The organism is Modestobacter lapidis (assembly GCF_054780755.1).
This window is the reverse complement of the sequence record NZ_BAAGVS010000005.1, coordinates 114,877-140,153: the sequence shown is the minus strand read 5'-3', so window position 1 is coordinate 140,153 and position 25,277 is coordinate 114,877. Positions and strand designations below refer to the sequence as shown.

Annotated in this window: 18 protein-coding genes; 7 read left to right on the top strand and 11 right to left on the bottom strand. The window is 74.6% G+C overall.

Features of this window, described 5'->3' with window-relative positions; translation table 11 throughout:
• The first annotated feature begins 27 nt into the window (after positions 1–27).
• Positions 28–267, top strand: a complete 240-nt coding sequence (locus ACYVG5_RS09040) for a hypothetical protein (protein WP_222048942.1) — start codon at positions 28–30, stop codon at positions 265–267.
• 75 nt (positions 268–342) lie between these two features.
• Here the strand turns inward: ACYVG5_RS09040 and ACYVG5_RS09035 are convergent, their stop codons facing one another.
• On the bottom strand, positions 343–2,007 hold the full coding sequence (locus ACYVG5_RS09035; RefSeq protein ID WP_222048943.1) for a fibronectin type III domain-containing protein: 1,665 nt from the start codon (positions 2,005–2,007) through the stop codon (positions 343–345).
• Between the two features lie 372 nt (positions 2,008–2,379).
• Here ACYVG5_RS09035 and ACYVG5_RS09030 point away from each other — a divergent pair, with 372 nt between their 5' ends.
• A complete protein-coding gene (locus ACYVG5_RS09030) occupies positions 2,380–4,176 on the top strand; it encodes a helicase-related protein (RefSeq protein ID WP_222048944.1) in 1,797 nt (598 codons plus the stop codon).
• Positions 4,177–4,261: 85 nt separating this feature from the next.
• Here ACYVG5_RS09030 and ACYVG5_RS09025 read toward each other — a convergent pair whose 3' ends face one another.
• Genes ACYVG5_RS09025 through ACYVG5_RS09005 form a run of 5 tightly spaced genes read right to left on the bottom strand, consistent with a single transcriptional unit; the run spans position 4,262 to position 9,798 of the window.
• Entirely contained in the window at positions 4,262–5,305 is a 1,044-nt protein-coding gene (locus tag ACYVG5_RS09025) for an ABC transporter ATP-binding protein (protein WP_222048945.1), read from the bottom strand.
• Complete coding sequence (locus ACYVG5_RS09020; protein WP_460683109.1) at positions 5,302–6,354, bottom strand: ABC transporter ATP-binding protein; 1,053 nt, start codon at positions 6,352–6,354, stop codon at positions 5,302–5,304. Before ACYVG5_RS09020 ends, ACYVG5_RS09025 begins: the two co-directional genes overlap by 4 nt.
• Entirely contained in the window at positions 6,351–7,337 is a 987-nt protein-coding gene (locus tag ACYVG5_RS09015; protein WP_222048946.1) for an ABC transporter permease, read from the bottom strand. The genes ACYVG5_RS09020 and ACYVG5_RS09015 overlap by 4 nt, the downstream gene beginning before the upstream one ends.
• Complete coding sequence (locus ACYVG5_RS09010; RefSeq protein ID WP_460683118.1) at positions 7,334–8,263, bottom strand: ABC transporter permease; 930 nt, start codon at positions 8,261–8,263, stop codon at positions 7,334–7,336. Before ACYVG5_RS09010 ends, ACYVG5_RS09015 begins: the two co-directional genes overlap by 4 nt.
• Positions 8,264–8,274: 11 nt before the next feature.
• Entirely contained in the window at positions 8,275–9,798 is a 1,524-nt protein-coding gene (locus ACYVG5_RS09005; protein ID WP_222048947.1) for an ABC transporter substrate-binding protein, read from the bottom strand.
• A gap of 166 nt (positions 9,799–9,964) precedes the next feature.
• Here ACYVG5_RS09005 and ACYVG5_RS09000 point away from each other — a divergent pair, with 166 nt between their 5' ends.
• Together ACYVG5_RS09000 and ACYVG5_RS08995 are read left to right on the top strand one after the other, a co-directional pair.
• Positions 9,965–10,999 carry a dipeptide epimerase gene (locus ACYVG5_RS09000; RefSeq protein ID WP_222048948.1) on the top strand — a complete coding sequence of 345 codons (1,035 nt, stop codon included), beginning with the start codon at positions 9,965–9,967 and terminating at the stop codon, positions 10,997–10,999.
• Positions 10,996–12,033, top strand: a complete 1,038-nt coding sequence (locus tag ACYVG5_RS08995) for a DUF1611 domain-containing protein (protein ID WP_222048949.1) — start codon at positions 10,996–10,998, stop codon at positions 12,031–12,033. Before ACYVG5_RS09000 ends, ACYVG5_RS08995 begins: the two co-directional genes overlap by 4 nt.
• A gap of 87 nt (positions 12,034–12,120) precedes the next feature.
• Here the strand turns inward: ACYVG5_RS08995 and ACYVG5_RS08990 are convergent, their stop codons facing one another.
• Positions 12,121–14,280, bottom strand: a complete 2,160-nt coding sequence (locus ACYVG5_RS08990; protein WP_222048950.1) for a fibronectin type III domain-containing protein — start codon at positions 14,278–14,280, stop codon at positions 12,121–12,123.
• A gap of 262 nt (positions 14,281–14,542) precedes the next feature.
• On the opposite strand from ACYVG5_RS08990, the gene ACYVG5_RS08985 reads away from it, so the two are divergent.
• Positions 14,543–15,781 carry an MFS transporter gene (locus tag ACYVG5_RS08985; RefSeq protein ID WP_460683108.1) on the top strand — a complete coding sequence of 413 codons (1,239 nt, stop codon included), beginning with the start codon at positions 14,543–14,545 and terminating at the stop codon, positions 15,779–15,781.
• A 97-nt stretch (positions 15,782–15,878) separates the two neighbouring features.
• Here the strand turns inward: ACYVG5_RS08985 and ACYVG5_RS08980 are convergent, their stop codons facing one another.
• From ACYVG5_RS08980 to ACYVG5_RS08970, 3 genes are read right to left on the bottom strand one after another with little or no spacing between them, the layout of a single operon-like run.
• On the bottom strand, positions 15,879–16,736 hold the full coding sequence (locus tag ACYVG5_RS08980; protein ID WP_222048951.1) for a MaoC family dehydratase: 858 nt from the start codon (positions 16,734–16,736) through the stop codon (positions 15,879–15,881).
• Between the two features lie 2 nt (positions 16,737–16,738).
• A complete protein-coding gene (locus tag ACYVG5_RS08975; RefSeq protein WP_222048952.1) occupies positions 16,739–18,109 on the bottom strand; it encodes a 3-oxoacyl-ACP reductase in 1,371 nt (456 codons plus the stop codon).
• 46 nt (positions 18,110–18,155) lie between these two features.
• Positions 18,156–19,439 (bottom strand): acetyl-CoA C-acetyltransferase, encoded by a 1,284-nt coding sequence (locus ACYVG5_RS08970; protein ID WP_222048953.1) that lies wholly within the window; start codon positions 19,437–19,439, stop codon positions 18,156–18,158.
• Positions 19,440–19,530: 91 nt separating this feature from the next.
• Between ACYVG5_RS08970 and ACYVG5_RS08965 the strand changes: the two genes are divergently transcribed.
• On the top strand, positions 19,531–20,205 hold the full coding sequence (locus ACYVG5_RS08965; protein ID WP_460683107.1) for a TetR family transcriptional regulator: 675 nt from the start codon (positions 19,531–19,533) through the stop codon (positions 20,203–20,205).
• Positions 20,202–22,190, top strand: a complete 1,989-nt coding sequence (locus ACYVG5_RS08960; protein WP_222048955.1) for an acyl-CoA dehydrogenase family protein — start codon at positions 20,202–20,204, stop codon at positions 22,188–22,190. The genes ACYVG5_RS08965 and ACYVG5_RS08960 overlap by 4 nt, the downstream gene beginning before the upstream one ends.
• Before the next feature lie 74 nt (positions 22,191–22,264).
• On the opposite strand, the gene ACYVG5_RS08955 is transcribed toward ACYVG5_RS08960, so the two are convergent.
• Positions 22,265–25,114 carry a SpoIIE family protein phosphatase gene (locus ACYVG5_RS08955; protein ID WP_460683106.1) on the bottom strand — a complete coding sequence of 950 codons (2,850 nt, stop codon included), beginning with the start codon at positions 25,112–25,114 and terminating at the stop codon, positions 22,265–22,267.
• Positions 25,115–25,277: the final 163 nt, after the last annotated feature.

Here is a 25,277-nt window from a genome sequence, read left to right as displayed (position 1 = left end):
TATCCGGGCTCGGCCTAGCGTTGCGCCGTGGCCACCGCTCCGTTCCGCCCGCCCTGGTTCGAGCACAGGGGTGTGCAGGTGCTCGCCGCCGGCGCGCTCCTCTACAACCTCGTGCAGGCGGTGCTGCACCTCGTGGGCGCCGAATGGGGGGAGGCGTTCCTCAGCTGCGCCTGGAGCGTGCTGTTCGGCTACGTGCTGATCGAGTCGCTGCGCTTCCGCCAGCAGCAGGACGCCGCCCGGGACGAGCCCGCCGGACCGGGCGACTGACCGGGCAACGGGCACCGGCCCCGCCCGCGGGTGCGGGACGGGGCCGGTGGCCTGGTATTGAGGTAGTGCTGGAGATCAGGCCTGGCGACGACGGGAGACGACCAGCAGGCCGCCACCGACCCCGAGGGCCAGCACGCCGGCACCCACGAAGGGCAGCGCGGTGAAGCCGGTGTAGGCCAGGCCGCCGGTGGTGGCGAGGGAGGTGCTGTCGGAGACGACAGCCGCCACGGCCGCGACGCCGCCGGTGACGGTGACCTCGACGACCAGGTACCGCGGGTTGCCGTCCTCGTCGACGCCGGCCGCCACCAGGTTGTGCGTGCCGTCGGCCAGGCCCTCGGGCACGGTCACGATCGCAGTGAAGTCGCCGTTGGCGTCGGCCACGACCGTGGCGAGGACCTGGGGGGTCGAGTACATGACGATGTCGACCGAGGAGCCCGGCAGGTAGCCGGAGCCGTTCACCTTGACCAGCTCGCCGACCGCGACCGACTTGTCCGCGTCCGTGGTCGCCAGCGGCGCGGACGCCGTGGGCACCGCGGTCGGCGCCACGAAGCCGGGCACCGTGCCGCTCCGGACCGGCTCGGAGCCGGTGTTGCGGTAGTCGCCCTCGGCCAGCGCGGCGACGCCGACGTAGTAGTTCCAGCCCGCCTTCACCGGGAAGGTGCAGTTGTAGTCGTCGGCCTCGGTGGCGCACGTGCCGACGGCGAGGTCCTGGCCCTGGGGGTCGCCCTCGAACTGCGGGTACGCCTCGACGCCCCAGCCGGTGATTCCCGCGCTGTCGGCAGGCGCCTTCCAGCTGACGGTCAGGGACCTGACCCCGGTCTTGACGGTCACGTCGCTGGGGGCGGGGTAGGTGTGCACCGGCGTGGCGGTGACGACGGCGCTCTCACCGCCGACGCCCACGATGCTGGTGGTGCGCAGCTGGACGGTGTGCGCGGTGCCGTTGGTCAGGCCGGTGACGGTGGCGTACAGCGCCTCGTCCTGGGCGTCGTCCGCATCGCGCACCGGGGTGATCGGCGCCCAGGCGCCGCCGTCGACCTTGATGTCGTAGCCGGTGACGTCGGCGTAGGGCATGCCGCTGCCCTCGTAGTCCCGGAGCTGCTCGCCCTCCCACGAGGTTCTCGGCTCGAAGAAGCGCACGGTGATCGAGTTCTCCCCGACCTCGGTGTCGGTGAGCTCCACCTGCGGTGCCGGCGGCGCGCTGCAGAGCACGCCCTCGCCCGCGACGAGGCCGGCACCGGTTGCGTTCGAGCCCTCGAGGGTGTTGCCCTCGGCGGCGCCCGAGGAGTCGTAGAACGGCTGGCTCCCCGGCCAGGGCACCAGGATCTCGTTCTGCGGCTGGCCGAGCCCGGCCAGCTCCCCGCCGGCGGCGATCAGGACCTCGGCCCCGGCCAGGGTGACCACGCTGTCCGCGCCGGCGGTGCCCGTGCCGGCGGCGCCGGCCGACAGGGTGAAGTCCTCTCCGGCGGAGACCTCGGTGGTGACCCTCAGCTCGCCACCGGGCTGCCCGGGCGCGCCGTCGACGTCCACGCCACCCTCGCCGCCGATGACCCGCCAGGCGATGCCGCAGATGCCCTCGGGCACCGCTCCCGAGGTCGTGTCGCCGTCCACGGTGGAGAAGGACAGGGCCGGGACCGGCGTCGCGGAAGCGACGCCAGAAACGCTGAGGACTGCGGTGGACATGCCGATCGTGGCGACGGCCAGCAGGCCGGCCGCACGACGGGATGGGGATGCTGTGCGCACGCCGGACTCCCAGGAATGGTGTGCCCGGAACGCCGGGCCTCGTCGGTCCGGGGTGCCGGACACGGGGAGGACTGGACCACCGGCCCCGGCCCCGCCCGGGTGGCGGCGCGACGATGGTGTGAGCCGTTATCGAACCGTGATCTGCGCTGCATGGTGCAGTTTGACCCCAACTTGTGCCAACTGTTATGAGTCGAAACCGGATCGTTTCCGCGTTCGGAGTGGTGAGGACTGCTGACAACGGCCCGTCGGAACCGTCAGGTCGGCGAAACGGGCATGATCAGGCCGCTGCGGGCGTTCACCATTTCGGACGGTCCGCGCACGGGCGCGTCGACGTCCCCCAGAGCCCGCCTGATCGAAGGACACCGCCTGCCTGTGACCGCCCCCCAGCCGTCCACCCGCCGCCGCGAGCGCAGCGCGGGCCGCGAGGCCGCCACCCGCGACGCCGACCGCGTCGAGGCGCGCAACGAGAAGCGCGCCCAGCAGATCTGGGTCGACGGCGCCGCGCCCGCCCTGCCGGCGCGCACCACCCGCCCCGAGGAGGTCGTGTTCCACCTCGGGCCCACCAACTCCGGCAAGACCTACGAGTCGCTGCAGGCCCTGGCCCGCACCGGCAGCGGCGTCTACGCCGCGCCGCTGCGCCAGCTGGCCCACGAGGCCTACGCCCGGCTGTCCGCCGAGCTGCCCCCCGGCACCGTCGGGCTCTCCACCGGCGAGGAGGAGATCGACCCGAACGCGCCCATCGTGTGCTGCACGGTGGAGAAGGCCCCGATGCGCGGGGAGATGCTCGTGCTGGACGAGTCGCACTGGGTCGCCGACCCCGACCGCGGCCACCACTGGGCCCGGCTGCTGCTCACCGGCGACTACCGGGTGATGCACCTGATCTCCGCCGCCGAGGCCTACCTGTTGCTCAAGCCGCTGGTCGCCGATGCCAAGCACGTCGAGGTGGTCAACCACAAGCGGCTGTCCCGGCTCGACGTGCTGCGCGCCCCGGTGCGGGCGAACGGGGTGCGGCCGCAGACGCTGGTCGTCGCGTTCTCCCGCAAGGCCGTCTACGCCGTCGCCGCCGAGCTCGACCAGCACCGGCCCGGAAAGGTCGGCGTCCTGTACGGGGCGCTGCCCCCGGCCACCCGCCGCGAGGTCATCGAACGGTTCACCACCGGCGAGCTCGAGGTGCTGGTCACCACCGACGTGATCGGCCACGGGATCAACGTCCCGGCGACCACGGTGCTCTTCGCCGAGACCACCAAGTTCGACGGCACCGAGATGCGCCCCCTGCGCACCTGGGAGACCGCCCAGATCGCCGGCCGGGCCGGCCGCTACGGGCTCACCGGGCACGGCCAGGTCGGCATCCTGATCGGCGTCGCCGGGCTCAAGCCCTCCCAGGGGCTGCTCATGGCCGGTGCCGAGGTCGCCCGCGGCGACGCGATCAGCGACCTGCCCCGCCGCGCGCCCCGGCTGCGTCCCGAGCTCGCCGACCTCGGCGCCTTCGAGCCCCAGGACCTGCCCGAGGCGCTCACCCGGTGGATGGCCTGGGCCCGCGCCGCCACCCGCGACGAGGCGATGACCGCCGACGACGTCACCAGCCTCGTCGTCCGGGTGCACGCCCTGCTGCCGCTGCTGCGCGGGCCGCTCGGCGCGGCCGGTGACCTCGACACCGTCTGGCGCCTGGTCAACCTGGCCATCGACTACAACCCGCCGCGGCGCACCCGCTGGCTGGTGCTGGCCAAGGCAGCGCTGCAGCACGCCGTCGGGCTGCCCGTAGCGCCGGAGACGGTGCTCCCCGACGTCCCGGTCGGCGGCACGGTCGAGGAGTTCGAGCAGGCCGCGGCCGGCGCGCGCGACGCCCAGACGCTGCTGCGGCAGTTCCCCGGGGTCGCCGGCCTGAGCAGCGACGACGCCGCCTGGGTCGAGGAGGAGTGCGCCGAGACGATCACCGAGCTGCTGCCCGGCGCGATCGCCCTGGGCCGGTCGGGCAAGTGCGCGGAGTGCGGAACGGCGATCGCCCCGTGGTTCAGCACCTGCCGGCCGTGCAGCGGACCGCCGGCCGGCCGGGGCGGGCGGGACGGCAGCGACCGGGGCGGTCCCGGCCGCGACCAGCGGCGTCCTCGGCCCGGCTCCCGCTCCGGTTCCCGGCAGGGCCGGCGTCCCAGCCGCAGCGGCCGGGGCTGACCTGCCGGCGGGCCGGGCTCTTGCGGTTCTGCCACCGGTCCTGCGGTGGTGCAGCACCGCAGGACCGGCAGGAGAACCGCAGGACTCACGGCCTCCGGGACGGCGCCGCCGCGTCCTGCTCCTGCGCCACCGGCGTCCCGACCACCCCGTGCAGGTGGCAGGCGGCCACCTGACCGGCGGCACCGGCCGGCTGCAGCGCCGGGTCGACCCGGTCGCACGGCTCGAAGACGTACGGGCAGCGCGTGCGGAACCGGCAGCCGCTGGGCACCGCCGCCGGTGACGGCACGTCCCCGGTGAGCACGATCCGCTCGCGGGCACGCTCCTCGGCCGGCTTCGCCAGCGGCACCGCGGACAGCAGCGCCTGGGTGTAGGGCATCTGCGGGTCGCCGCCCACCGCCGCGGCCGGACCGACCTCGACCACGCGCCCGAGGTACATCACCGCGATCCGGTCCGAGAGGTACCGCACCGCCGACAGGTCGTGGGAGATGAACAGGTAGGTCAGCCCCAGCCGGCGCTGCAGGCGGCGCAGCAGGTTGAGCACCTGGGCCTGCACGCTCACGTCCAGCGAGGCGATCGCCTCGTCGCACACCAGGAAGTCCGGCTCACCCGCGAGCGCCCGGGCGATGCCGACGCGCTGGCGCTGCCCCCCGGAGAACTCGTGCGGGTACCGCCCGGCCACCGCCGGGTCGAGCCCGACCAGCTCCAGCAGCTCCCCCACCCGGGCGGCGCGCTCCCGCTTGCCGGACCGCAGGCCGTGCACCTCCAGCGGCTCGGCGACGGTCTGGGCCACCGTGCGGCGCGGGTCGAGGGATGCGAACGGGTCCTGGAACACCATCCCGGCGCGGCGGCGCAGGTCGCGCAGCCCGCGGGCGGAGAGCCCGGTGACGTCGGTGCCGTCGAAGGTCACCGAGCCACCGGTCGGCTCGACCAGCCGCAGCAGCGCGTTGCCCAGCGTGGACTTCCCGCAGCCGGACTCCCCGACCAGGCCGAGGGTCTCGCCGCGACGGATGTCCAGGTCGACCCCGTCGACCGCGCGCACCGCACCGGTGGTCCGGCGCAGCAGGCCGGAGCCGCGGACCGGGAAGTGGACCTGCAGCCCCCGCGCGGAGACCAGGACGTCGTCGCTCACCGGTCCTCCTCCGTCGTCCCCGGGGCCCCGCCGTCCTCGGCGCACCAGGTCGCCGCCCGGTGCGCCAAGGAGGGGCCAAAGTCACGACTTTGGCCTCTGACGTGGGCGAGCGGGGGTTGCTCGGTCTCGCACCGGGGGTCGGCCCGCACCGGGCAGCGCGGCCAGAACACGCAGCCCGCCGGCAGGTCGGTCGGCGCGGGCGGCGTGCCCGGCACGGTGGCCAGGTCGGGGAGCCCGCCGTCCGCGCGCGCGACGGCCAGGTCGGGCAGGGCGCCGAGCAGCCCGCGGGTGTAGGGGTGCGCGGGCCGCTCCAGGACGTCGTCCACCGTGCCGTCCTCCACGCACCGCCCGCCGTACATGACCAGCACCCGGTCGGCGATCCCGGCGACGACCCCCAGGTCGTGGGTGATCCAGACGACGCCGGTGCCGTGGTCGGCCTGCAGCCGCTGGACCAGGTCGATGATCTGCGCCTGCACGGTGACGTCGAGCGCCGTGGTCGCCTCGTCGGCGATCAGCAACGCCGGGGAGTTGCTCAGCGCGATCGCGATCATGACCCGCTGGCGCATCCCGCCGGAGAGCTCGTGCGGATAGCGGTCCACGGCCTTCTCCGGGCCGGGCAGCCCGACCTCGCCGAGCAGCTCGACGGCGCGCCGGCGGGCGACCGCCTTCGGGACGTCGACGTGCGCCCGGATCCCCTCGACCAGCTGCCGGCCCACGGTCAGCACCGGGTTCAGCGAGGTCATCGGGTCCTGGAACACCATGCCGACACCGGGCCCGCGCAGCTGGCGCAGCCGGTCGGCGGGCATGGCCAGCAGGTCCTCGCCGTCGAGCAGCGCCCGGCCGGTCACGGTCGCGACGCCGGCCGGGAGCAGCCCCAGCAGGGCGAGCACCGAGACGCTCTTTCCGCTGCCGGACTCCCCGACCACCGCCACGGTCTCGCCCGCACCCACGGTGTAGCTGAGCCCGTTGACCACCGACGCGGTGCCCCGCGGCGTGCGCAGCCGGACGTGCAGGTCCTCGACCTCCAGCAGCGGCGCAGTCACAGTCACTGGCGGCCCCCGCTCATCGCGGTGCGCTGCCGCGGGTCGAGCACGTCCCGCAGCCCGTCGCCGAGCAGGTTGAACGACAGCACCAGCAGGAAGATCGCCAGCCCGGGGAAGACCGCGATCCACCAGGCCAGCTCGATGTACCCGCGGCCCTCGGACAGCATCAGACCCCAGGAGGGGTCCGGCGGCTGGGTGCCCAGGCCGAGGAAGGACAGCGCCGCCTCGGACAGGACGGCGAAGGCGAGGCTGACCGACGTCTGCACGATGATCGGCGGCGCCGCGTTGGGCAGCACGTGCCGGGCCAGCAGCCGCACGTCGGAGGAGCCGACCGAGCGTGCGGCGCGCACGTACACCTCCTCCCGGACGCCGAGCACGCTGGACCGGGTGACCCGGGCGAAGATCGGGATGTAGACGATGCCGATGGCGATGGTGGTGTTGGTCAGGCCCGGGCCGAGGATGGCGACGATGGAGATCGCCAGCAGCACCGCGGGAAAGGCGAACAGCATGTCCATCAGGCGCATCAGGACGTCGTCCACCCACTTGCCGTAGAAGCCGGCGAGCAGGCCGATCAGGGTGCCGACGACGAGGGAGATGCTGACCGCGATCAGCCCCACCCGCAGCGAGACCGCGGCCCCCAGGATGACCCGGGAGAACACGTCCCGGCCCAGGTCGTCGGTGCCGAACGGGTGGTCCGGGCTCGGTGGTTGCAGCCGGGCGCCAACGTCGATCTCGTTGGGGCCCTCCGGGGCCAGCTGCTCGTCGAGCAGGGCGACGACGATCATCCCCAGCACCACGAGCGCGGCGATCAGCGCGGTGGGGTTGCGGGCCAGCAGGCCCAGCGTCTCGCGCCAGCGCGGCCGGGCCGGCCGCAGCGTTCCCGCAGCCGTGTCCGAGCCCGCACCGGGTGGCCGGTCGGTCACCGTCTGCGGCGCCGGCTGCGTCGAGGGAACGGTGCGGCCGGGGCCCGGGTCGGCGGGGGTGGTCATCGGCGGGCGATCCGCGGATCGAGCCGGCTGTAGAGCAGGTCCACCACCAGGTTGACGAGCAGGAAGACCAGGGCGAACAGCAGCACGGCGCCCTGCAGCACCGGGTAGTCGCGGGCCTGCACCGCCTGCAGTGCCAGCTGCCCGAGCCCCGGCCAGGCGAAGACGATCTCCACCACCACCACCCCGGAGAGCAGGTAGGCCAGCTGCACGCCGGTCACGGTGACCAGCGGGAGCAGGGCGTTGCGCAGCACGTGCCAGCTGAGCACCTGCCGGGCCGGCAGGCCCTTGGCCTGCGCCGTCCGGACGTGGTCCTGGCCCAGCGCCTCCAGCACGCTGGAGCGGACGAACCGGGTGATCACCGAGCCGGAGACCACCCCGGTGACGATCGCCGGCATGATCAGCCGTTGCAGCCAGCCCCACGGGTCCTCGGTCAGCGGGACGTACCCGCCCGAGGGCAGCCAGCCCAGGGTGCCGGCGAAGACCAGGATGAAGACGATGCCCATCCAGAAGTCGGGCACCGAGATGCCGATCTGGCTGAGCACGGTGGCCCCCCGGTCGACCAGCGACCGGGGGCGCAGCGCCGACAGGGTGCCCAGCGGAACGGCGATCAGCAGGGCGACGAGGATCGCCGCCAGCGCCAGGGTCAGGGTGGCCGGCAGCCGCTCCAGGATCAGCGCGGTCACCGGTTCACCGCTGCGGAAGCTCACCCCGAGGTCGCCGGTGAGCGCCCGCCCGGACCAGGTGAAGTACTGCTGCAGGACGGGTTGGTCCAGGCCGGACCGCTCGAGCAGGGCGTCGTAGGTCTCCTGGGAGAAGCGGGTGCCCAGGGCCAGGCGCACCGGGTCGCCGGGGACGAACTGGATCAGGGCGAACACGATGATGCTCACCCCGATCAGCACGACGACCGACTGCCCGGTGCGCCGCAGCAGGTACCCGGTCAGGGCAGCTCCACGTCCTCGAAGTTGATCGCCTTGTCCGGCCGGATCGTGTACCCGCTGAGCCCCGGCGTCCAGGCCTGCACGACGTCGGGGTTGTACAGGTACACGTACGAGGCGTCGTCCACGATGAGCTGGGCGGCCTGGTCGTAGAGCTCCTTGCGGGCCTCCCGGTCGGTCTCGCCGGCCGCGGCGGTGAGCAGCTGGTCGACCTGCGGGTTGCTGTAGCCCTGGTAGTTGCTCGCCCCGCCGGTGATGTGCTGGGAGTGGTAGTAGTCGAACGGGTCGATGTTGCCCAGCCAGCCGAGCAGGAAGGCGTCGAAGTCGCCCTGGGCCTGCCGGTCCAGCCAGGTGGCGAAGTCGACCGTCTGGACGTCGACGTCGATGCCGATGGGCTGCAGCTGGCTGGCGATCACCTGGGCGGCGGTCACCGTCTCGGGGAACTCGTCGGTGACCATCAGCCCCATGCTGATCGGGGTCTGCACCCCGGCCTGCTGGAGCAGCTGCTGCGCGGCCTGCGGGTCGGCGTCGTACGGCGCGTAGTCGGTGTGGAAGTAGCTGTCCTCGGGGATCGCCGTCTGGTTCGGCTCGGCCGCGCCGAAGCGGGCCGCCTCGGTGACCGCACCCCGGTCGATCGCGGTGGCGATCGCCTGGCGCACCTGCGGGTTGCCGAACGGCTCGCGCGCGTAGTTCATCGACAGGTACCAGTAGTCGACGCTCGGGGTGGTCGCCAGCTCGACGGCATCGCTGTCGGAGAGCGGCTCGATCTGCTGCGGCGGGATGTTGTCGGTCCACTGCACCTCGCCGTTCTCCAGCGCGGTGAGCGCCGCGGCGGGCTCGGTGATGTACCGGAACTCGACCCCGCCGATGCCGGGCGCGCCACCCCAGTAGTCCTCGTAGGCGGCGAGCTCGGTGCTGCTCGCGTCGGAGCTCTCCAGCGTGAACGGCCCGGTGCCCACCGCCTCGGTGGTGAGGTCGTACTCCTCGGCGGCGCCCTCGGGGAGGATCGCCATCCCCTTGAAGGCCCCGATCAGCGCCGGCAGGTTCGGCGTCGGCCGGCTCACCTGGATGACCACCGTGCCCGGGCCGTCGGCGGTGACCGACTCGACGTTGGCGAACCGGTAGGCGTTGTTCAGCTCCTCGTCGATGATCCGGTTGTACGAGTAGACGACGTCGGCGGAGTCGAACGTGCTGCCGTCGTGGAAGGTGACGTCGTCCCGCAGGGTGAAGGTCCAGGTCAGCCCGTCCTCGCTGGTCTCCCACCCGGTCGCCAGGCTCGGCTCCATCGTGAGGTCCTCGGGATTCGGGACGGCGAGGGTGTCGTAGACGTTCTCGAGCACCTGGAAGCTGGGGTAGGCGCTGGTCACGTGCGGGTCGAACTGGTCGGGCTGGGCACTGACGGCGGCGACCAGGACGTCTCCGCCGCCGCCGTCACCCCCGCCCGTGTCGACGCTCTCGCCGCCGCCGCAGGCGGTCAGGGCGAGACCGCCCGCGGTGGCGAGCAGCAGGATTCGTGGACAGCGCACGGGTTACCTCCAGCGGTTCGACGGTCTCGCGCACCCCCGACCCTGTTCCTCGCGCTCCGCCGGCGCACAGGCAGGCGCGGGATCGTTGCCCGTTCGAGATCTTGCCGGCCGCCTGCCAGGGTGGGGCCCGCCGCCCGGAGCGGCCCGCCGACGAGGAGCGATGCCGATGGCCCGCGACACCGTGGCCGTGACCTGCCGGGCACGGACGCTGCACCTGCGCGACACCTTCACCATCGCCCGCTCGTCGGTGGACACCGAGGAGGTGCTCGTCGTCCGGGTCGACGCCGCCGGCGCGACCGGCCACGGCGAGGGTGCGCCGGTGGGCTACGCCGGGGAGTCGGTGGCCGGGATGGCCGCGGCCGTGGAGGCCGACGGCGCGGCCCTGCTCGGGAGCGACCTGCGCGACCTGGAGGGCATCGCGCGCCGGCTGCGGGCCTGGGACGGGCCGCAGGGCGCGAAGATGGCCCTGGACGGCGCGGCGCACGACTGGGTGGGGCGGCACTACGGGCTGCCGGTCTGGCGGCTGCTCGGCTTGGACGGCCGGCAGCCCCCGACCAGCTTCACGATCGGCATCTCCAGCGTCGAGGAGACGGTGGCCCGGGTGCGCCGGGCACCTGGGTTCGAGGTCTACAAGGTCAAGGTGGGCGGCCCGGACGACCTCGGCCGGCTGGCCGCGATCCGTGCGGTATCCCCTGCTCGACTGCGGGTCGACGGGAACGAGGGCTGGACGCTGGACGGCGTCCGGGAGCTGCTGCCGCGGCTGCGCGAACTCGGCGTGGAGCTGATCGAGCAGCCCTTCCCCGCCGCCGACCTGGACTCCTTCGCCCGGTACCGCGAGCTGCCCGGCCGGCTGCCGGTCTTCCTCGACGAGGGGTGCACCGACCTGGCCTCGGTGCCCGCAGCCGCCCGGCACGCCGATGGCGTCGTCGTGAAGCTCGCCAAGTGCGGCGGCATCCGCGAGGCGCACCGGATGCTGTCTGCGGCGGCGGCCCTGGGTCTGCGGGTCATGCTCGGCTGCATGATCGAGTCGCAGCTGGGCATCGCCCAGGCCGCCCAGCTCGGGTCGCTGGCCGACCTGGTCGACCTGGACGGGCACCTGCTGATCTCCGACCAGCCGTTCACCGGCCTGGGCCTGGACGCCGGCCGGGTCGTCCTCCCCGACGCCCCCGGGCTCGGTCTCACCCCGGCGGAGGCCCGATGAGCGTCGACCGGCTGGCCGTGCTCACCGCCGGTCAGCTGACCGAGTCCTACGCCAAGACCGCGCACGGGGTGCTCCGCTACGGCACACGCGAGGTGGTGTGCGTCGTCGACCAGGTGCACGCCGGGCGCCGGGCCGTCGACGTCGTGCCGTTCTGCGACCACCCCGCCCCGGTGGTCGCCGACGTGGCCGCGGCCGCGGAGCGCGGGGCGACCACCGTGCTGCTGGGAGTCGCGCCGCTGGGTGGCCGGCTGACCCCGGAGTGGCACGCGCTGCTGGCTGGGGCACTGCGGCTGGGCTTGCACGTGGAGGCCGGGCTGCACACCGACCTGCGCACCGACCCGACGCTGGCCGGGCTGGCCCGCGAGCACGGTGCGGAGATCCGGAACCTGCGCGCCGCCCCGGCGGACCTGGACGTGCCCCGCTCGGAGCCGCTCGCCGCCCGGGTGGTGCACACGGTCGGCTCGGACTGCGCGATCGGGAAGATGAGCGTCGTGCTGGAGCTGGACCGGGCGGCCCGGAACCGCGGCCGGCGATCGGTGTTCGTGGCGACCGGCCAGACCGGGGTGGCGATCTCCGGCTGGGGCATCGCCGTCGACTCGGTGGTCTCCGACTACGTCGCCGGGGCCGCCGACCGGCTGGTGCGGGAGGGCGCCGCCCGCGGGGACCTGCTGTGGCTGGAGGGCCAGGGCTCGATCTACCACCCGGCGTACTCCGGCGTCACGCTCGGTCTGCTGCACGGCTCCTCGGCCGACGCCCTGGTGCTCTGCCACCGGGCCGGGCAGACGGCGATCGTCGACTACCCGCGGACCCCGCTGCCGGGGCTGGCCGACATCGTCCGCGGCTACGAGCAGGCGGCCGGCTGGGTGCGGCCGGCGCCGGTGGCGGCGGTCGCGCTGAACACCGCCCACCTGGACGGGGCCGGGGCCCGGGCGGCGATCGCCGAGGCCGAGGCGGCGACCGGCCTGGTCGCCGACGACGTCATCCGGTTCGGGCCCGACCGGGTGCTGGACGCCGTCCTCGCCGCCCTGCCGTGACGGAGGGCCGCTGATGACGCAGTTCGGGCCCTGCTCCGAGAGGAGCAGGGCCCGAACCGTGGTGCTACCGCCTACCGGCGGCGGAGGTCACGCCTCCTGGGTGTTGCGGCGGCGCGAGGCGACGAGCAGCCCGCCACCGAGGCCGAGGGCGGCCAGGCCACCGATCAGCGGGACGGCGACCGAGGCGCCGGTGTAGGCGAGCCCACCGCTGCTGGCGGCGGCGACGCCACCGGTGACGGTGAAGTCCGCACGGACGACGTAGGGGTTGCCGTTCAGGTCCACGCCGCTGGCGACCAGGCTGTGCTCGCCGTTCACCAGGTTGGCCGGGATCGTGACGTCGACGGTGAAGTTGCCGTTCTCGTCAGCCGTGACGTTCTGCAGGAACGTGGGCTCCGAGTAGACGTAGAGGGCGACCGTGGAGAAGGGCAGGTAGCCCTCGCCCTTGAGGGTCATCTTCTGGCCGGCGGTGACCTTGGAGATCGCCGTGCCGTCGCTGTTCTTGAGCGCGGTGCTGCCCGGGGTGGCGGCCGGCACGGTGGTGGCCTTGACCGGGGCCGGAACCACGGACGTCTCGAGGAAGCCGGCGGACTCGCTCAGGTTGGCGTCCTTGTCGAACGCGTAGACGCCGACGGTGTAGGCCACGTCGGCCTGGACACCGAGCAGGCAGGTGCGGACGGCGGCGCTGACGATGCAGGACACCAGGTCCTGGCTGCTCTGCGCGCCGACCGGGTTGGCGAAGGCCTCGTAGCCCACGACGGCCGAGTCGTCGGCCGGCGCGGTCCAGCTGACCAGGATCGACGAGGTGCCGACGACGGCCTTGACGTCGCGGACGGCGCCGATGGAGGCCTGCGGAGCCTCCGGCGTGGTGACCTCCGGCGTGGTGGGGATGGTGGGGATGGTCGGGATGGTCGGGGTCACCGGCGGGAGGGTGCCGTCGGTGGTGCAGTCCGTGGCGGCAGCGACCGTGGCGATGGTCGCGGCGGCCTTGCCCTCACCGAGGGTGTACAGCGCCGCGCCAGTGGAGATGCCGGCGGCCGCGGCGGCCGCATCGGCCTCGGCCTGGGCCGTGACGGCGTCGGCCTCGGCCTTGTCGGCGGTGGCCTGCGCCTCGGTGGCAGCAGCCTCGGCGGCCTCGGCGTCGGCGGCAGCGGCCAGGGCGGCAGCGTCCTTGGCGACAACCTCCTCGGCGGCAGCGGCAGCGGCCTGGACGGCAGCGGTCTCGGCGGCTACGGCCTCGTCGGCGGCGCCCTGCGCGGCCGTGAGAGCCACCTGAGCCTCCCCGGCCGCGGTCTCGGCCACGGTGAGGTTCGTGAGAGCGTCCGTGAGGGCCTGAGCGGCCAGGGTGTTGGCCGCGGCAGCGTCGGTGTCAGCCTGAGCGGCCAGCACGGCGTCGGCCTCAGCCGCAGAGGCATCGGTCGCAGCGGTGGCCGCGGCGTCGTGAGCGGTCACAGCATCGGCGGAAGCGGTGGCGGCCAGGCCGGCAGCGGTCGCAGCCTCCTCGGCAGCCGTCACGGCGAGAGCGGCAGCCTCGTCGGCAGCGGTCTGGTCTGCGGGATCACCGGAAGCGTCGGCAGTGGCCTGGGCCTCGTCAGCAGCGGTCTGGGCGCTGGTGGCAGCGGTCTGGGCGTTGTCGGCAGCGGTCTGAGCGGCGTCCGCGTCGGCCTGCGCGTCGGCGGCGGCAGTGTCGGCGGTGAGCTTGGCCTGGGCCGTGGTGTCGACCAGCGCGTCGGCGGTCACCAGGGCGGCGGCAGCGAGCTGAGCGCTCGCCGCGGCCTCATCGGCAGCGGTCTGCGCGGTACCGGCAGCCGTCTGGGCGGCGAGGAGGTCGGTATCGGCAGCCGCGGCGTCGGCCTTGACGAGGTCGAGGGCGGCGAGAGCGTTGACAGCAGTCGCCTTGGCTTCGTCGGCCAGGAGGGCAGCGGCCTCGGCGGCTGCAGCAGCGGTCGCGGCGTCAGCGAGAGCCGCGGTAGCGGTGGCAGTCGCGACGGCGGCGGCCTCGGCGGCATCGACGGCGGCGGCAGCGGCGGCGTCGGCAGCGGTCCGGGCCACCAGAGCGGCCTCGGCAGCAGCAGCGGCGGCGGCAGCAGCGGCGGCGTCGGCGTCGCCCGGGTCCACGCAGACGGGGGTGGTGACCGGGTCGGTCTCGGCGTTCGCGACGCCGGAGACGCCGAGGACAGCGGTGGACAGGGCGATGGTGCTGGCAGCCAGCAGGCTGCCCCAGCGCCGGGACGGGCTCTTGATGCTCACGCGGTGCTCCCCCGAGGGACATGGCCCGGAACGCCGGGCACGTCGACCCGGGTTCCCGGGTGCAAGAGAACAACACCATGCGGGAATCACCGCAACATGCGCCGACGCGACGGTGTTACGTCGCGTTATCAAACCGTTACATGGAGATATCCAGGCCTTCCCTTGGCTTGTTCTGCCAAATCAACTGGCGGCTACCTGGATACCGGCTGTGCGCCGGCGACCCGCTGACCTCGGCGGGGACCACACCACCGAAGATGGCCACGTGAGTTCATCGTCGAGCGTCGGCCCCGGCCCGCGCGCCACTCGCGCCGGTGGGCGGCTGCGGTTCCTCGCTCCCGCCGCGGCGCTCGTACTGATCGCCCTGTGCCTGCGCGGCCCGTTCTCCGCCGTCGGACCGGTGGCCGCCGACCTCCGCGCCGAGTTCGAGCTGTCCACCGCCGCCCTCGGGGCGCTCACCGCCCTGCCGCTGGTCTGCTTCGGCCTGGTCTCCCCCTTCGCCCCGGCGCTCGCCGCCCGGCTCGGCGTGCACCGCGCAGTGCTGGCCGCCGCGGTGGTCCTGTCCCTCGGTGTGGCGGTCCGGCTGGGCGGAACGGCGGGGCTCTTCCTCGGCACGGTGCTGCTCACCGGCGGCATCGCGGTGTGCAACGTGCTGCTGCCTGCGGTGGCCCGCGCCGAGTACGGCGAGCGCGCCCCCACCGTCATCGGGGTGGTGGTGTGCTCGATGGCCCTGTCGGCGGCCATCGGCGCCGGGCTGGCCCAGCCGCTCACCGCGGTCAGCGGCAGTGCGGGCACGGGGCTCGCGCTGTGGTTGCTGCTCACGGTCCCCGCGGCGGCCGCGATCGCCGTCCTCGCCCGGGCCCGGCCCCACACGGCCGCGCCGGCCCAGCCGACCCGGCGCGCCATCCTGCGCGACCGCGTCGCGCTGCTCGTGACGCTGTTCTTCGGACTGCAGTCGCTCAGCTTCTACTCGATGCTGGCCTGGCTGCCCGACGTCCTCCAGACCGAGGCCGGCATCTCCCCCGTCGCCGCCGGCGGGCTGCTGGCCCTGGCCGCCGCCGTGGGCGCGCCGGCGTCGCTGGTCGTGCCCACCCTCGCCGCGCGCCATCCGAACCAGGGGCGCTGGGTGCTGCTGGCCGGTGGGCTGATCGCGGCGGGCATCCTCGGACTGCTGGTCGCCCCCGGTACGGCACCCGTGCTGTGGGCGCTGCTCTACGGCCTGGGCACCGGCGTCGCCTTCCCGCTGGCCATGACCCTGATCCTGCTGCGCACCCGGGACGTCGCCCAGACCGGCCGGCTGTCCGCGGCCGCGCAGAGCACCGGCTACCTGCTGGCCGCCACCGGGCCACTGAGCGTCGGCCTGCTGCACGACCTGACCGAAGGCTGGAACCTCGGGCTGGCGCTCCTGCTGGTGCTCGTCGTCGCCCAGACCGCGGTTGGCCTGGCCGCTGCCCGCCCGCGCCTGGTCACCGAGCGGCTCGTCACCGCGCCGTCCGCGCCGTAGGCCGACCCCTCCGGCCGAGTGGGCAGTTGCGGTCGGCGACACCGGCAGACCCGCCGGGCGCAGCGACCGCAACTGCCCACTCGAGCCACGCGGAGGGTCAGCGCGGGCGGACCGTGCCGACCAGGTGCTCCGCGCCGCTGCCGGCGTTGCGAACGGCGAGGTCCCAGCCGCCGTCCACCTGCTCGGTGCCGAGCGTGACCGTCGAGGGCAGGAAGAGCGGCTTGCGGAAGGCGACGTCCACGTCGGCCGCCTCGGGCAGCCGGCCCGACAGCGCCGCCAGCGCCCGGGCCTGCACCCACATGCCGTGCGCGATGGCCCGCTTGAACCCGAACGCCTTCGCCGACAGCGTCGACAGGTGGATCGGGTTCACGTCACCGGAGACCTTCGCGTAGCGTCGGCCGGTGTCGGCGGGCACCCGCCACTGGGCCGCGGTCCGGTCCAGGGCGACCACGTCCACCGTGACGTCGGCGTCCGGGGCACCCGCCGGCGCGGTGGCGCCGCGGGCCAGGTACGTCGACCGGCCGCGCCACACCTCCGTGCCGCCGGTGGACACCGACGCGCACAGGTCCACCGTCGCGCCCCGCACGTGCGCAGCGAACCGCTCGGCCCAGACCTCGACGTCCAGCTCCGCCGACGCCCGGACGGGCCGGATCGACGAGATGGAGTTGCGCACGTGCACCAGCCCGGGCAGCGCGAGCGGAAAGGCCGGGTCGGCCATCAGGGCGACCTGCAGCGGAAAGGCGAGCAGGTGCGGAAAGGTCACCGGCAGGGTGTCGGTGAGCGGGAAACCGCAGACCCGCGCGTAGTCGGCGGCCTGCGCGGCGTCCACCGGGACGCCCACCCGGGCCAGCCGGGTCGCCGGCAGGTCGCCGCCGCGGCCACGCGCGCTCAGCGCGGCCCGGCCGAACAGCGCGGGCAGGTTCGGTGCCTCCGCCAGCACGGTGCGCTCGGCCACGGTCACGCCCCCAGCAGCGACTGGCCGCAGACCCGCACGACCTGGCCGTTGACCCCGCCGCTGGCCGGCTGCGCCAGCCAGGCGATCGTCTCGGCCACGTCGACCGGCAGGCCACCCTGCTGCAGCGAGTTCAGCCGCGCACCGACCTCCCGGGTGCCGACCGGCATCGACGCCGTCATCTCGGTGACGATGAAGCCCGGTGCGACCGCGTTGATCGTCGCGCCGCGCCCGGCGAACTCCGGCGCCCATGCGCGCACCATGCCGATCACCCCCGCCTTGCTGGCCGCGTAGTTGGTCTGGCCGCGGTTGCCGGCGATCCCCGACTGCGAGCTGACGCAGACCACCCGGGCGGCCGGCCGCAGCAGGCCGTCGGCGTCCAGCAGCGCCTGCGTGAGGTCGAGCTGGGCCTGCAGGTTGACCGTCATCACCGTGTTCCAGCGGTCGGCGTCCATGTTCACCAGCAGCTTGTCCCGGGTGATGCCGGCGTTGTGGACGACGATGTCCACGCCAGGGCCTACGCCCGCGTAACGCCGCTCGCGCAGGTGCTCGACCAGCCGGCTCGCGGCGTCCGCGGCGGTGATGTCCAGCTGCAGCGCTGCTCCGCCGACCTCGTTGGCGATCCCGGCCAGCGCCTGACCGGCGGCCGGCACGTCGACGGCGACCACGTGCGCGCCGTCCCGGGCCAGCACCCGGGCGATCGCCGCGCCGATGCCGCGGGCCGCGCCGGTGACGACGGCGACCTTGCCGGTCAGCGGCCGCTCCTCGTCCTGCACCGCAGGGGCCACCGGGGCCGACACCGTGACCTGCTGGCCGTCCACGTAGGCCGACCGGCCGGAGAGGAAGAACCGCACCGGCGCGGCCAGCGCCTCCTCGGCGCCGGCCGGGACGAGCACCAGGTTGGCCGTCGACCCGCCGCGCAGCTCCTTGGCGACGGACCGGACCAGCCCATCCAGGGCCTGCCGGGCCGCGGCCTGGGCCGGCGTGGCCGCCTCGGCCGGTGGGTCGGCCAGCACGAGCACCCGCCCGCTCGGCCGCAGCCGCTTGACCGCCGGGGCCAGAAAGGCGTGCACGCCGGCGAGGTCGGCCGGGCCGGTCAGCCCCGTCGCGTCGAGCAGGACGGCGGCCGGGCGCTCGCCGTCCTCGGGCCCGTCTGCGGTGCCGAGCGACTGCACCGGCACCCCGGCGTCCTGCAGCAGCGCGGTCAGCCGGTCGGCCAGCCGCCCCGCGGCCGCCGAGCCGACCACGGCCGGGCCGGGCAGCAGCGGCTGGCCGGGCTCGTACCGGCGCAGCACGGCCGGCCGGGGCAGGCCGAGCTGCCTGGTGATCGTCGTCCCGACGCCGGAGTTGGCGAAGTTGCGGTACCAGTCGTTCACGATGGGTCCTCCACGTGCTCGAGCCCGGAAGAGCGTAGGGACACGATCAGGACTCCAGGATGGCGACGACGCCCTGGCCGCCGGCGGCGCAGATGGAGATCAGGCCGCGCTTGCCCGGGCCGGCCTCGTGCAGCAGCTTCGCCAGGGTGGCGACGATCCGGCCCCCGGTCGCGGCGAACGGGTGGCCGGCGGCCAGCGACGATCCGTTCACGTTGAGCTTCGACCGGTCGATCGCGCCGAGCGGGGTGTCCAGGCCGAGGGTGTCCTTGCAGTACGCCGGGTCCTCCCACGCCTTGAGGGTGGCCAGCACGGTGGAGGCGAAGGCCTCGTGCACCTCGTAGAAGTCGAAGTCCTGCAGGGTGAGCCCGTTGCGGGCCAGCAGCACCGGGACGGCGTGCACCGGGGCCATCAGCAGGCCCTCGCCGCCGTGCACGTAGTCGACGGCGGCGGTCTGCGCGTCGACCAGGTGGGCGAGCACCGGCAGACCCTTCGCGGCGGCCCACTCGTCGGAGCCCAGCAGGACGGCGGAGGCGCCGTCGGTCAGCGGGGTGGAGTTGCCCGCCGTCATCGTGGCGCCCTCGCCCTTCCCGAACACCGGCTGCAGCGTGGCCAGCTTCTCCGGCGAGGAGTCCGGCCGCAGGTTCTGGTCGCGGGCCAGCCCGAGGTAGGGGGTGACCAGGTCGTCGAAGAAGCCGCGGTCGTAGGCGGCGGCCAGGTTCCGGTGCGAGGCGACGGCGAGCTCGTCCTGCTCCTCGCGGCCGATCTCCCACTCGGCGGCGGTGATCGCCGCGTGCTCACCCATCGACAGCCCGGTGCGCGGCTCGGCGTTGCGCGGCACCTCGGGCAGCAGCTGGCCGGGCCGGATTCCGGCCAGCGCCTTGAGCCGCTGCTGGACCGTCTTGGCGCTGTTGACCGCCAGGAGCACCCGGCGCATGTCCTCGTTGATGGCCATCGGGGCATCGGAGGTGGTGTCGACGCCGCCGGCGATGCCCGACTCGAGCTGCCCGAGGGCGATCTTGTTGGCGACCAGGATCGCGGCCTCCAGACCGGTCCCGCACGCCTGCTGGACGTCGTAGGCCGGCGTGCTCGCCGCCAGCCGGGAGCCCAGCACGCTCTCCCGGGTCAGGTTGAAGTCCCGGGCGTGCTTGAGGACGGCGCCGGCCGCCACCTCGCCGAGCCGCTCGTCCTGCAGCCCGAAGCGGGCGACCAGCCCGTCGAGGGTGGCGGTGAGCATGTCCTGGTTGGACGCCCGGGCGTACCGGGAGTTCGAGCGGGCGAAGGGGATGCGGTTGCCGCCGACGATCGCGGCCTTCCGGGTCGGAGCTGCCATCGGGGAGACCTCTCAGCGGGGCGGTCCGCCAAAATGGCCATTCTGGCGGAAGCATGCGTCGGTACTCAAGGTATCAGGTACCGTTCGTTGCGTGAACGCTGACCGAGGAAGTGCGCGGGACCGGCGCGACTCCCGGTGGGACGAGCACCGGCGGGCGCGCCGCGAGCAGCTGGTCCAGGCCACCATCGCGGCGGTCGGCAAGCACGGCGCCGGCGTCGGCATGGAGGAGATCGCCGCCGAGGCCGGCACCAGCAAGACCGTCGTCTACCGGCACTTCGCCGACCGCAGCGAGCTGCACGTCGCCGTCTGCGCCCTGGTCGCGGAGCAGCTGACCCGCAAGCTGCGCGAGACGATGAGCGGCACCGACCACCCGCGGCAGATGGTGGCCGCCGCCATCGAGGCCTACCTGGCCTTCCTGGAGGCCGACCCCGAGGTCTACCGCTTCGTCGTCCACCAGCAGCTGCCCGACCGGCCCGTCGACCCGGCCGGACGCCCGCTCGACCCGATCAGCAACCTCTCCGGCCTGGTCGGGCACGAGGCCGCTGCCCTCGTCGCGGTGGGCCTGCGCCGCGCCGGGCGCGACCCGGCCGCCGCCGAACCCTGGGGCCACGGTCTGGTCGGGCTGATCCGCTCGGCCGCCGACTGGTGGCTGCAGGCCGACCGCCCGATGCCCCGCGCGGAGCTGGCCGCCCACCTCACCGATCTCGCGTGGTCCGGCCTGGCCGGCATCGCGATCCCCGCACCGATTCCCCTGGAGGGCCCGTGACCATCCCCGCATCCGTCGACCCCGTCCGCATCCAGGAGGTGCTCGACGGCCGGTGGGCGCACGTCCGCCGGGCCGTCCGCGAGCAGCTGGACGACGCCGCGTTCACCCCCGTCCCCGGCGAGTCGATGGCCGAGGCCCGGGCGCGGACCACCGCCCTGGCCGGCCGGCTGGCCGGCACCGACGCGGTGACGCTGGGCTTCCCCGCGCAGTACGGCGGGCGGGACGACGCCGGCGGCTCGGTCACCGCGGTCGAGATGCTGGCCTTCACCGACCTGTCGTTGATGGTCAAGGCCGGCGTGCAGTGGGGCCTGTTCGGCGGGGCGGTGCAGGCGCTGGGCACCCGGCGCCACCACGACGAGTTCCTGCCGGCGATCATGAGCTTCGAGCTGCCCGGTTGCTTCGCGATGACCGAGACCGGCCACGGCTCCGACGTCCAGCAGCTGCGGACGACGTGCACCTACGACCCGGCCACGGAGACCTTCGACCTGCACACCCCGCACGAGGCCGCCCGCAAGGACTACATCGGCAACGCCGCGCGGGACGGGCGAATGGCGGTCGTCTTCGCCCAGCTGATCACCGGTGGGGAGGGCCGCGGCGTGCACGCCTGGCTGGTGCCGATCCGCGACGAGGCCGGCAACCCGCTGCCCGGCGTCACCATCGGCGACGACGGCCCGAAGGCCGGGCTGCTCGGCGTCGACAACGGCCGGCTCACCTTCGACCACGTGCGCGTGCCGCGGGAGATGCTGCTGGACCGCCACGGCTCGGTCGCCCCCGACGGCACGTACACCTCGTCCATCGAGAACGAGACCCGCCGCTTCTTCACCATGCTGGGCACCCTCGTGCGCGGCCGGGTGAGCGTCGCCGGCTCGGCGGGCTCGGCCACCAAGGTCGCGCTGGAGATCGCCGTCCGGTACGGCGACACCCGCCGCCAGTTCACCGCGCCCGGCGAGCCGCGCGAGGTCGTGATCAACGACTACCGGGTGCACCAGCGCAAGCTGCTGCCGGTGCTGGCGCGGACCTACGCCCTGCACTTCGCGCAGGAGGAGCTGGTCTCGGCGATGCACGACGTCCAGGGCGCGGCGGACCTCGACGAGGCCGCCCAGCGCGAGCTGGAGTCCCGGGCCGCCGGCCTGAAGGCGGCCACCACCTGGCACGCGACGCGCACCATCCAGCTGTGCCGCGAGGCCTGCGGCGGGGCCGGCTACCTGGCGGAGAACCGGCTGCCCGGCCTCAAGGCCGACACCGACGTGTTCACCACCTTCGAGGGCGACAACACGGTGCTGCTGCAGCTGGTCGCCAAGGGCCTGCTCACCGGCTACCGGGACGCGTTCGGCTCGCTGGACGGCTGGGGCAAGGTTGCCTTCGTCGCTGAGCAGGTGCGGGAGACGGTGCTGGAGCGCACCGCGGCCCGCGGGCTGATCCAGCGCCTGGTGGACGCCGTCCCCGGCCGGGAGGACGACGTCGCCCTCACCGACCGCGGCTGGCAGCTGGCCGCCTTCGAGGACCGCGAGAAGCACATCCTGGACGGCGCGATCAAGCGGCTGCGCCGCAACGCGACCCGCAAGGACATCACCCCCTTCGACGTCTTCAACGACGTGCAGGACCACGTGCTGAGGGCGGCGCAGGCGCACATCGACCGGGTGGTGCTCGAGGCGTTCGTCGCCGGCATCGAGCGCGCCGCCGATCCGGCGGCCCGGGCGCTGCTCGAGCGCGTGTGCGACCTGTTCGCGCTGTCGACCATCGAGGCGGACAAGGGCTGGTTCCTGCAGCACGGCCGGCTCACCCCCGCCCGCGCCAAGGCGCTGACCGGCGCGGTCAACGAGCTGCTGGGCGAGCTGCGCCCGCACATGCGCACCCTGGTCGACGCCTTCGCCATCCGCGACAGCTGGCTGGCCTGCGCGATCCTGACCGAGGAGCCGGCCCGTCAGGAGGCGATGGCCGCGCACGATGCCGCGACCGACCGGGAGATGGCGCCCGCTCGGTGACCTCGCGGCCGGCCCACTGAGCAGTTGCGGTCACCGACACGGCGGGGCACGCCGTGCCGGCCGACCACAACTGCTCAGTCGGCGGGGCGACGTGGGGGGTCGCCGGCGGTGCCGGCGCCGGAGACCACCGCCGGGGAGGGCTCGATCCCCGGGGGCACCCGCTGCGGCCCGGCCTCCGCCGGCCGCGGGGCGTCCTGCCGGTGGACCCGGACGGCGAGCAGCGCGACGTCGTCCTCGGTGTCGGGCAGGAACATCCGCTGCAGCAGGCGGTCGCACAGCTGCTGCAGCGGCAGCGCGGACAGCTCGGCGAGCACCTCCCGCAACTCCTCCATGCCGGCGTCGAGGTCGCGGTCGCGGCGTTCCACCAGGCCGTCGGTGTAGAGCAGCAGCGTCCCGCCGACCTCCACGGTGGCCACCCGGTCCATCCGTGGCCGGTCGGCGTCCACCCCGAGCAGCAGGTCCGGCGGCTCCTCGTCGAGCAGGGTGGCCGCGCCCTCGGCGGACAGCAGCAACGGCGGTGGATGGCCGGCGGTCGACCAGCGGACCCGGGTCTCCCCGGCCCGCAGCTCCGGATCGTCCTGCTCGAGCCGCGCCACCAGGGCCGTCGCCATGATGTCCAGGTCCAGCCCCCGGGCGGCCCGGTCCAGCCCGCCGAGCACCTCCGCCGGGGTGCCACCGGTGTGGTGGCCGATGCCCCGCAGCAGCCCGCGGAGCTGGCCCATCGCGGCGGCGGCCCGGCTGTCGTGGCCCACCACGTCACCGATGACCAGCACCGTCGCGCCGTCGGACTGGACGAAGGCGTCGTACCAGTCACCACCGATCTCCGCTCCGGCCGCGGCGGGGACGTAGCGGACGGCGATCTCGCAGTGGTCGGGCGCCGGCGGCTCGGTGAGCAGGCTGCGCTGCAGCGTCTCGGCCAGCTGGCGCTGCTGGCCGAACAGCCGGGCCTGCTGGAGGGCCAGGCCCGCCCGCCGGCCCACCTCCGTCGCGGTGTCCAGCTCCACGCGGGTGTGCGGGCCGCGTTCGGCGCCGGTGTACAGCCCCAGCGCCCCCAGCGTTCCGCCGCGCGCCACCAGCGGGACGACGGCCCCCGAGGCCGGCCCCAGGGCAGCGAGCGCGGACCGTGCCGCCGGGTCGGGCAGCGCGCGCTCGACGTACTCCGGTGCCAGCACGGGGAGCACCACCGGGCGGCCGGTGCGGATGGCCACCCGGGCGCCGGCCTCGTCGGTCATCGTGGCGACCATGGCCCGCACGTACTCCGCCAGCTCGGCGCCCCGGGCCGGGTCGGAGTGCGCCGAGGTGAGCTCGCGCAGCCGGCCGTGCTCGTCGGTGACCACGACCCAGCACCAGTCCCCGAGGGCGGGGACCACCAGCTCGGCCAGCCGGCTGATCTGCTCGGTGATGTCCAGCGTGCCCGACAGGACCTCGCCCACGTCGGCGAGCAGGCGGAGCTGGGCGTTCGCCGCGGCCATCTGCTCGACCGCCGCATCCCGCTCGGCGTCGGCCTGCAGGCGCATCACGCTCAGCGCGATCTGTGCGGTCAGCGCCTCGAGCACCTCGACGTCGTCGTCGCCGAACGGGTGGGGCGTGTTCCACACCGCCACGAAGGCGCCCAGCAGCCGGCCCTCCACCCGCAGCGGCAGGGCGGCGACCGCCTGGGCGCCGAGCAGCCGGGTCATCTCGGCCATCCGCGGGAAGCGCGCGGCAGCGGCCGCCGGGTCGGGCAGCAGCACCCGCTCCCCGTGGCGGGCGACCCACTGGGTGGGCAGGGAGTCGTCGAGGGCGATCTCCACGCCGTCGGCAGGGGCCGGCACGCCGACCTCGGCGGCCGCGACCTCGACGATGTCCTTGAGCCGGGAGCCCAGGTGCGCGCGCAGCACTCCCGCACGGTCGAAGACGGCGAGCGCCCCGGTCGCGGCGCCCAGCACCTCGGCGCCGCGGAGGGTGATCTGCGCCAGCTGGTCGATCCGACCGGCGCCGGCGAGTGCGGCGGCGACCTCGGCGACGGCGGTGGTGCGCTGGAGCGAGGACAGCCGCCCCTCGGCGTGCCGGCGCCCCTCCGTCACGTCGACCAGGGCGCCGAGCAACCGGACCGCGCGTCCGGTCGGGTCGGTCAGCACCCGGCCCCGGGACACGACCCAGCGCGCCGACCCGTCGGTGCGCAGGATCCGCATCTCGGCGGCGTAGTGGCCGCGCTCCGCGACGGCTGCGTCCATCGCCGCCCCGACCGCGGCCTGGTCGTCAGGGTGGACGTGTTCGAGCACATTGCCCGGCGCGTCCGGGCCGGGCACGTACTCGCGGCCGAACAGGGCCGCGCACCGCTCGTCCCAGCTCACCTGGCCGGTGTCGAGGTCCAGCTCCCACACGCCGACCATGCTGGCCTCGAGGGCCACCTCCAGGCGGCCGAGCGAGCTGCGGAGTTCGGCGGACGCCGCGGCGAGCTCCAGCTCGGTGCGCACCGCCGCCGCCACCTCACCGGCCAGCGCGACGTCCTCGGTGGACCACGCGCGCGGCACCGCGGACAGCGCGGTCAGCGCACCGACCGCGTGGCCGGAGAGCTCCAGGGGCAGGGAGAGGAGGGCACGCACCTGCCCGGCGGCGACGGCCGGCACCCGGGCGAACCGGGCGTCGGCCGCGACGTCGGGCACCACGAGGGGCGCCCGCAACCGCGCCGCCATCGCGCCGGGCGCATCGCCCAGCGGGCTCGCCGGGCCGCGGACGGTCGGCCGGCCGACCCCGCCCACGGCGACCGCGACGTCGGTGTAGAGCACGACCTGCACCGTCTCCGCCCGCAGCAGGCGGGCGGCCAACCCGGCGAGCCGGTCGAACGGGGCGCTGCCGGGAAGCTCGGCGACGAGCCGGCGGGTGACGGCCAGGCGCGCCGGGTCGTCCAGCGGATCGCGTTCTGCACACGGGACGGGCACGGCGACGGACCTCCTCGTTGCACATCGACGGCGGTGCCCGGCACGGCGACGGTCGGACCATGCTGCCATGCCCCACCCCCCGGCCGCGTCGAGCGGAACGCCTCGATGGGGTGAATCCCCGTTCAGCGGCGCCCGCCGGGGGTCGATGCCGGGGAGGTGACGA

What these genes read in the sequence shown, in the direction of transcription:
- ACYVG5_RS09015 (WP_222048946.1), bottom strand. Translation starts at nt 7,337, where the DNA reads ATGACCACCCCCGCCGACCCGGGCCCCGGCCGCACCGTTCCCTCGACG.
- ACYVG5_RS08970 (WP_222048953.1), bottom strand. Translation starts at nt 19,439, where the DNA reads ATGGCAGCTCCGACCCGGAAGGCCGCGATCGTCGGCGGCAACCGCATC.
- ACYVG5_RS08995 (WP_222048949.1), top strand. Translation starts at nt 10,996, where the DNA reads ATGAGCGTCGACCGGCTGGCCGTGCTCACCGCCGGTCAGCTGACCGAG.
- ACYVG5_RS09000 (WP_222048948.1), top strand. Translation starts at nt 9,965, where the DNA reads ATGGCCCGCGACACCGTGGCCGTGACCTGCCGGGCACGGACGCTGCAC.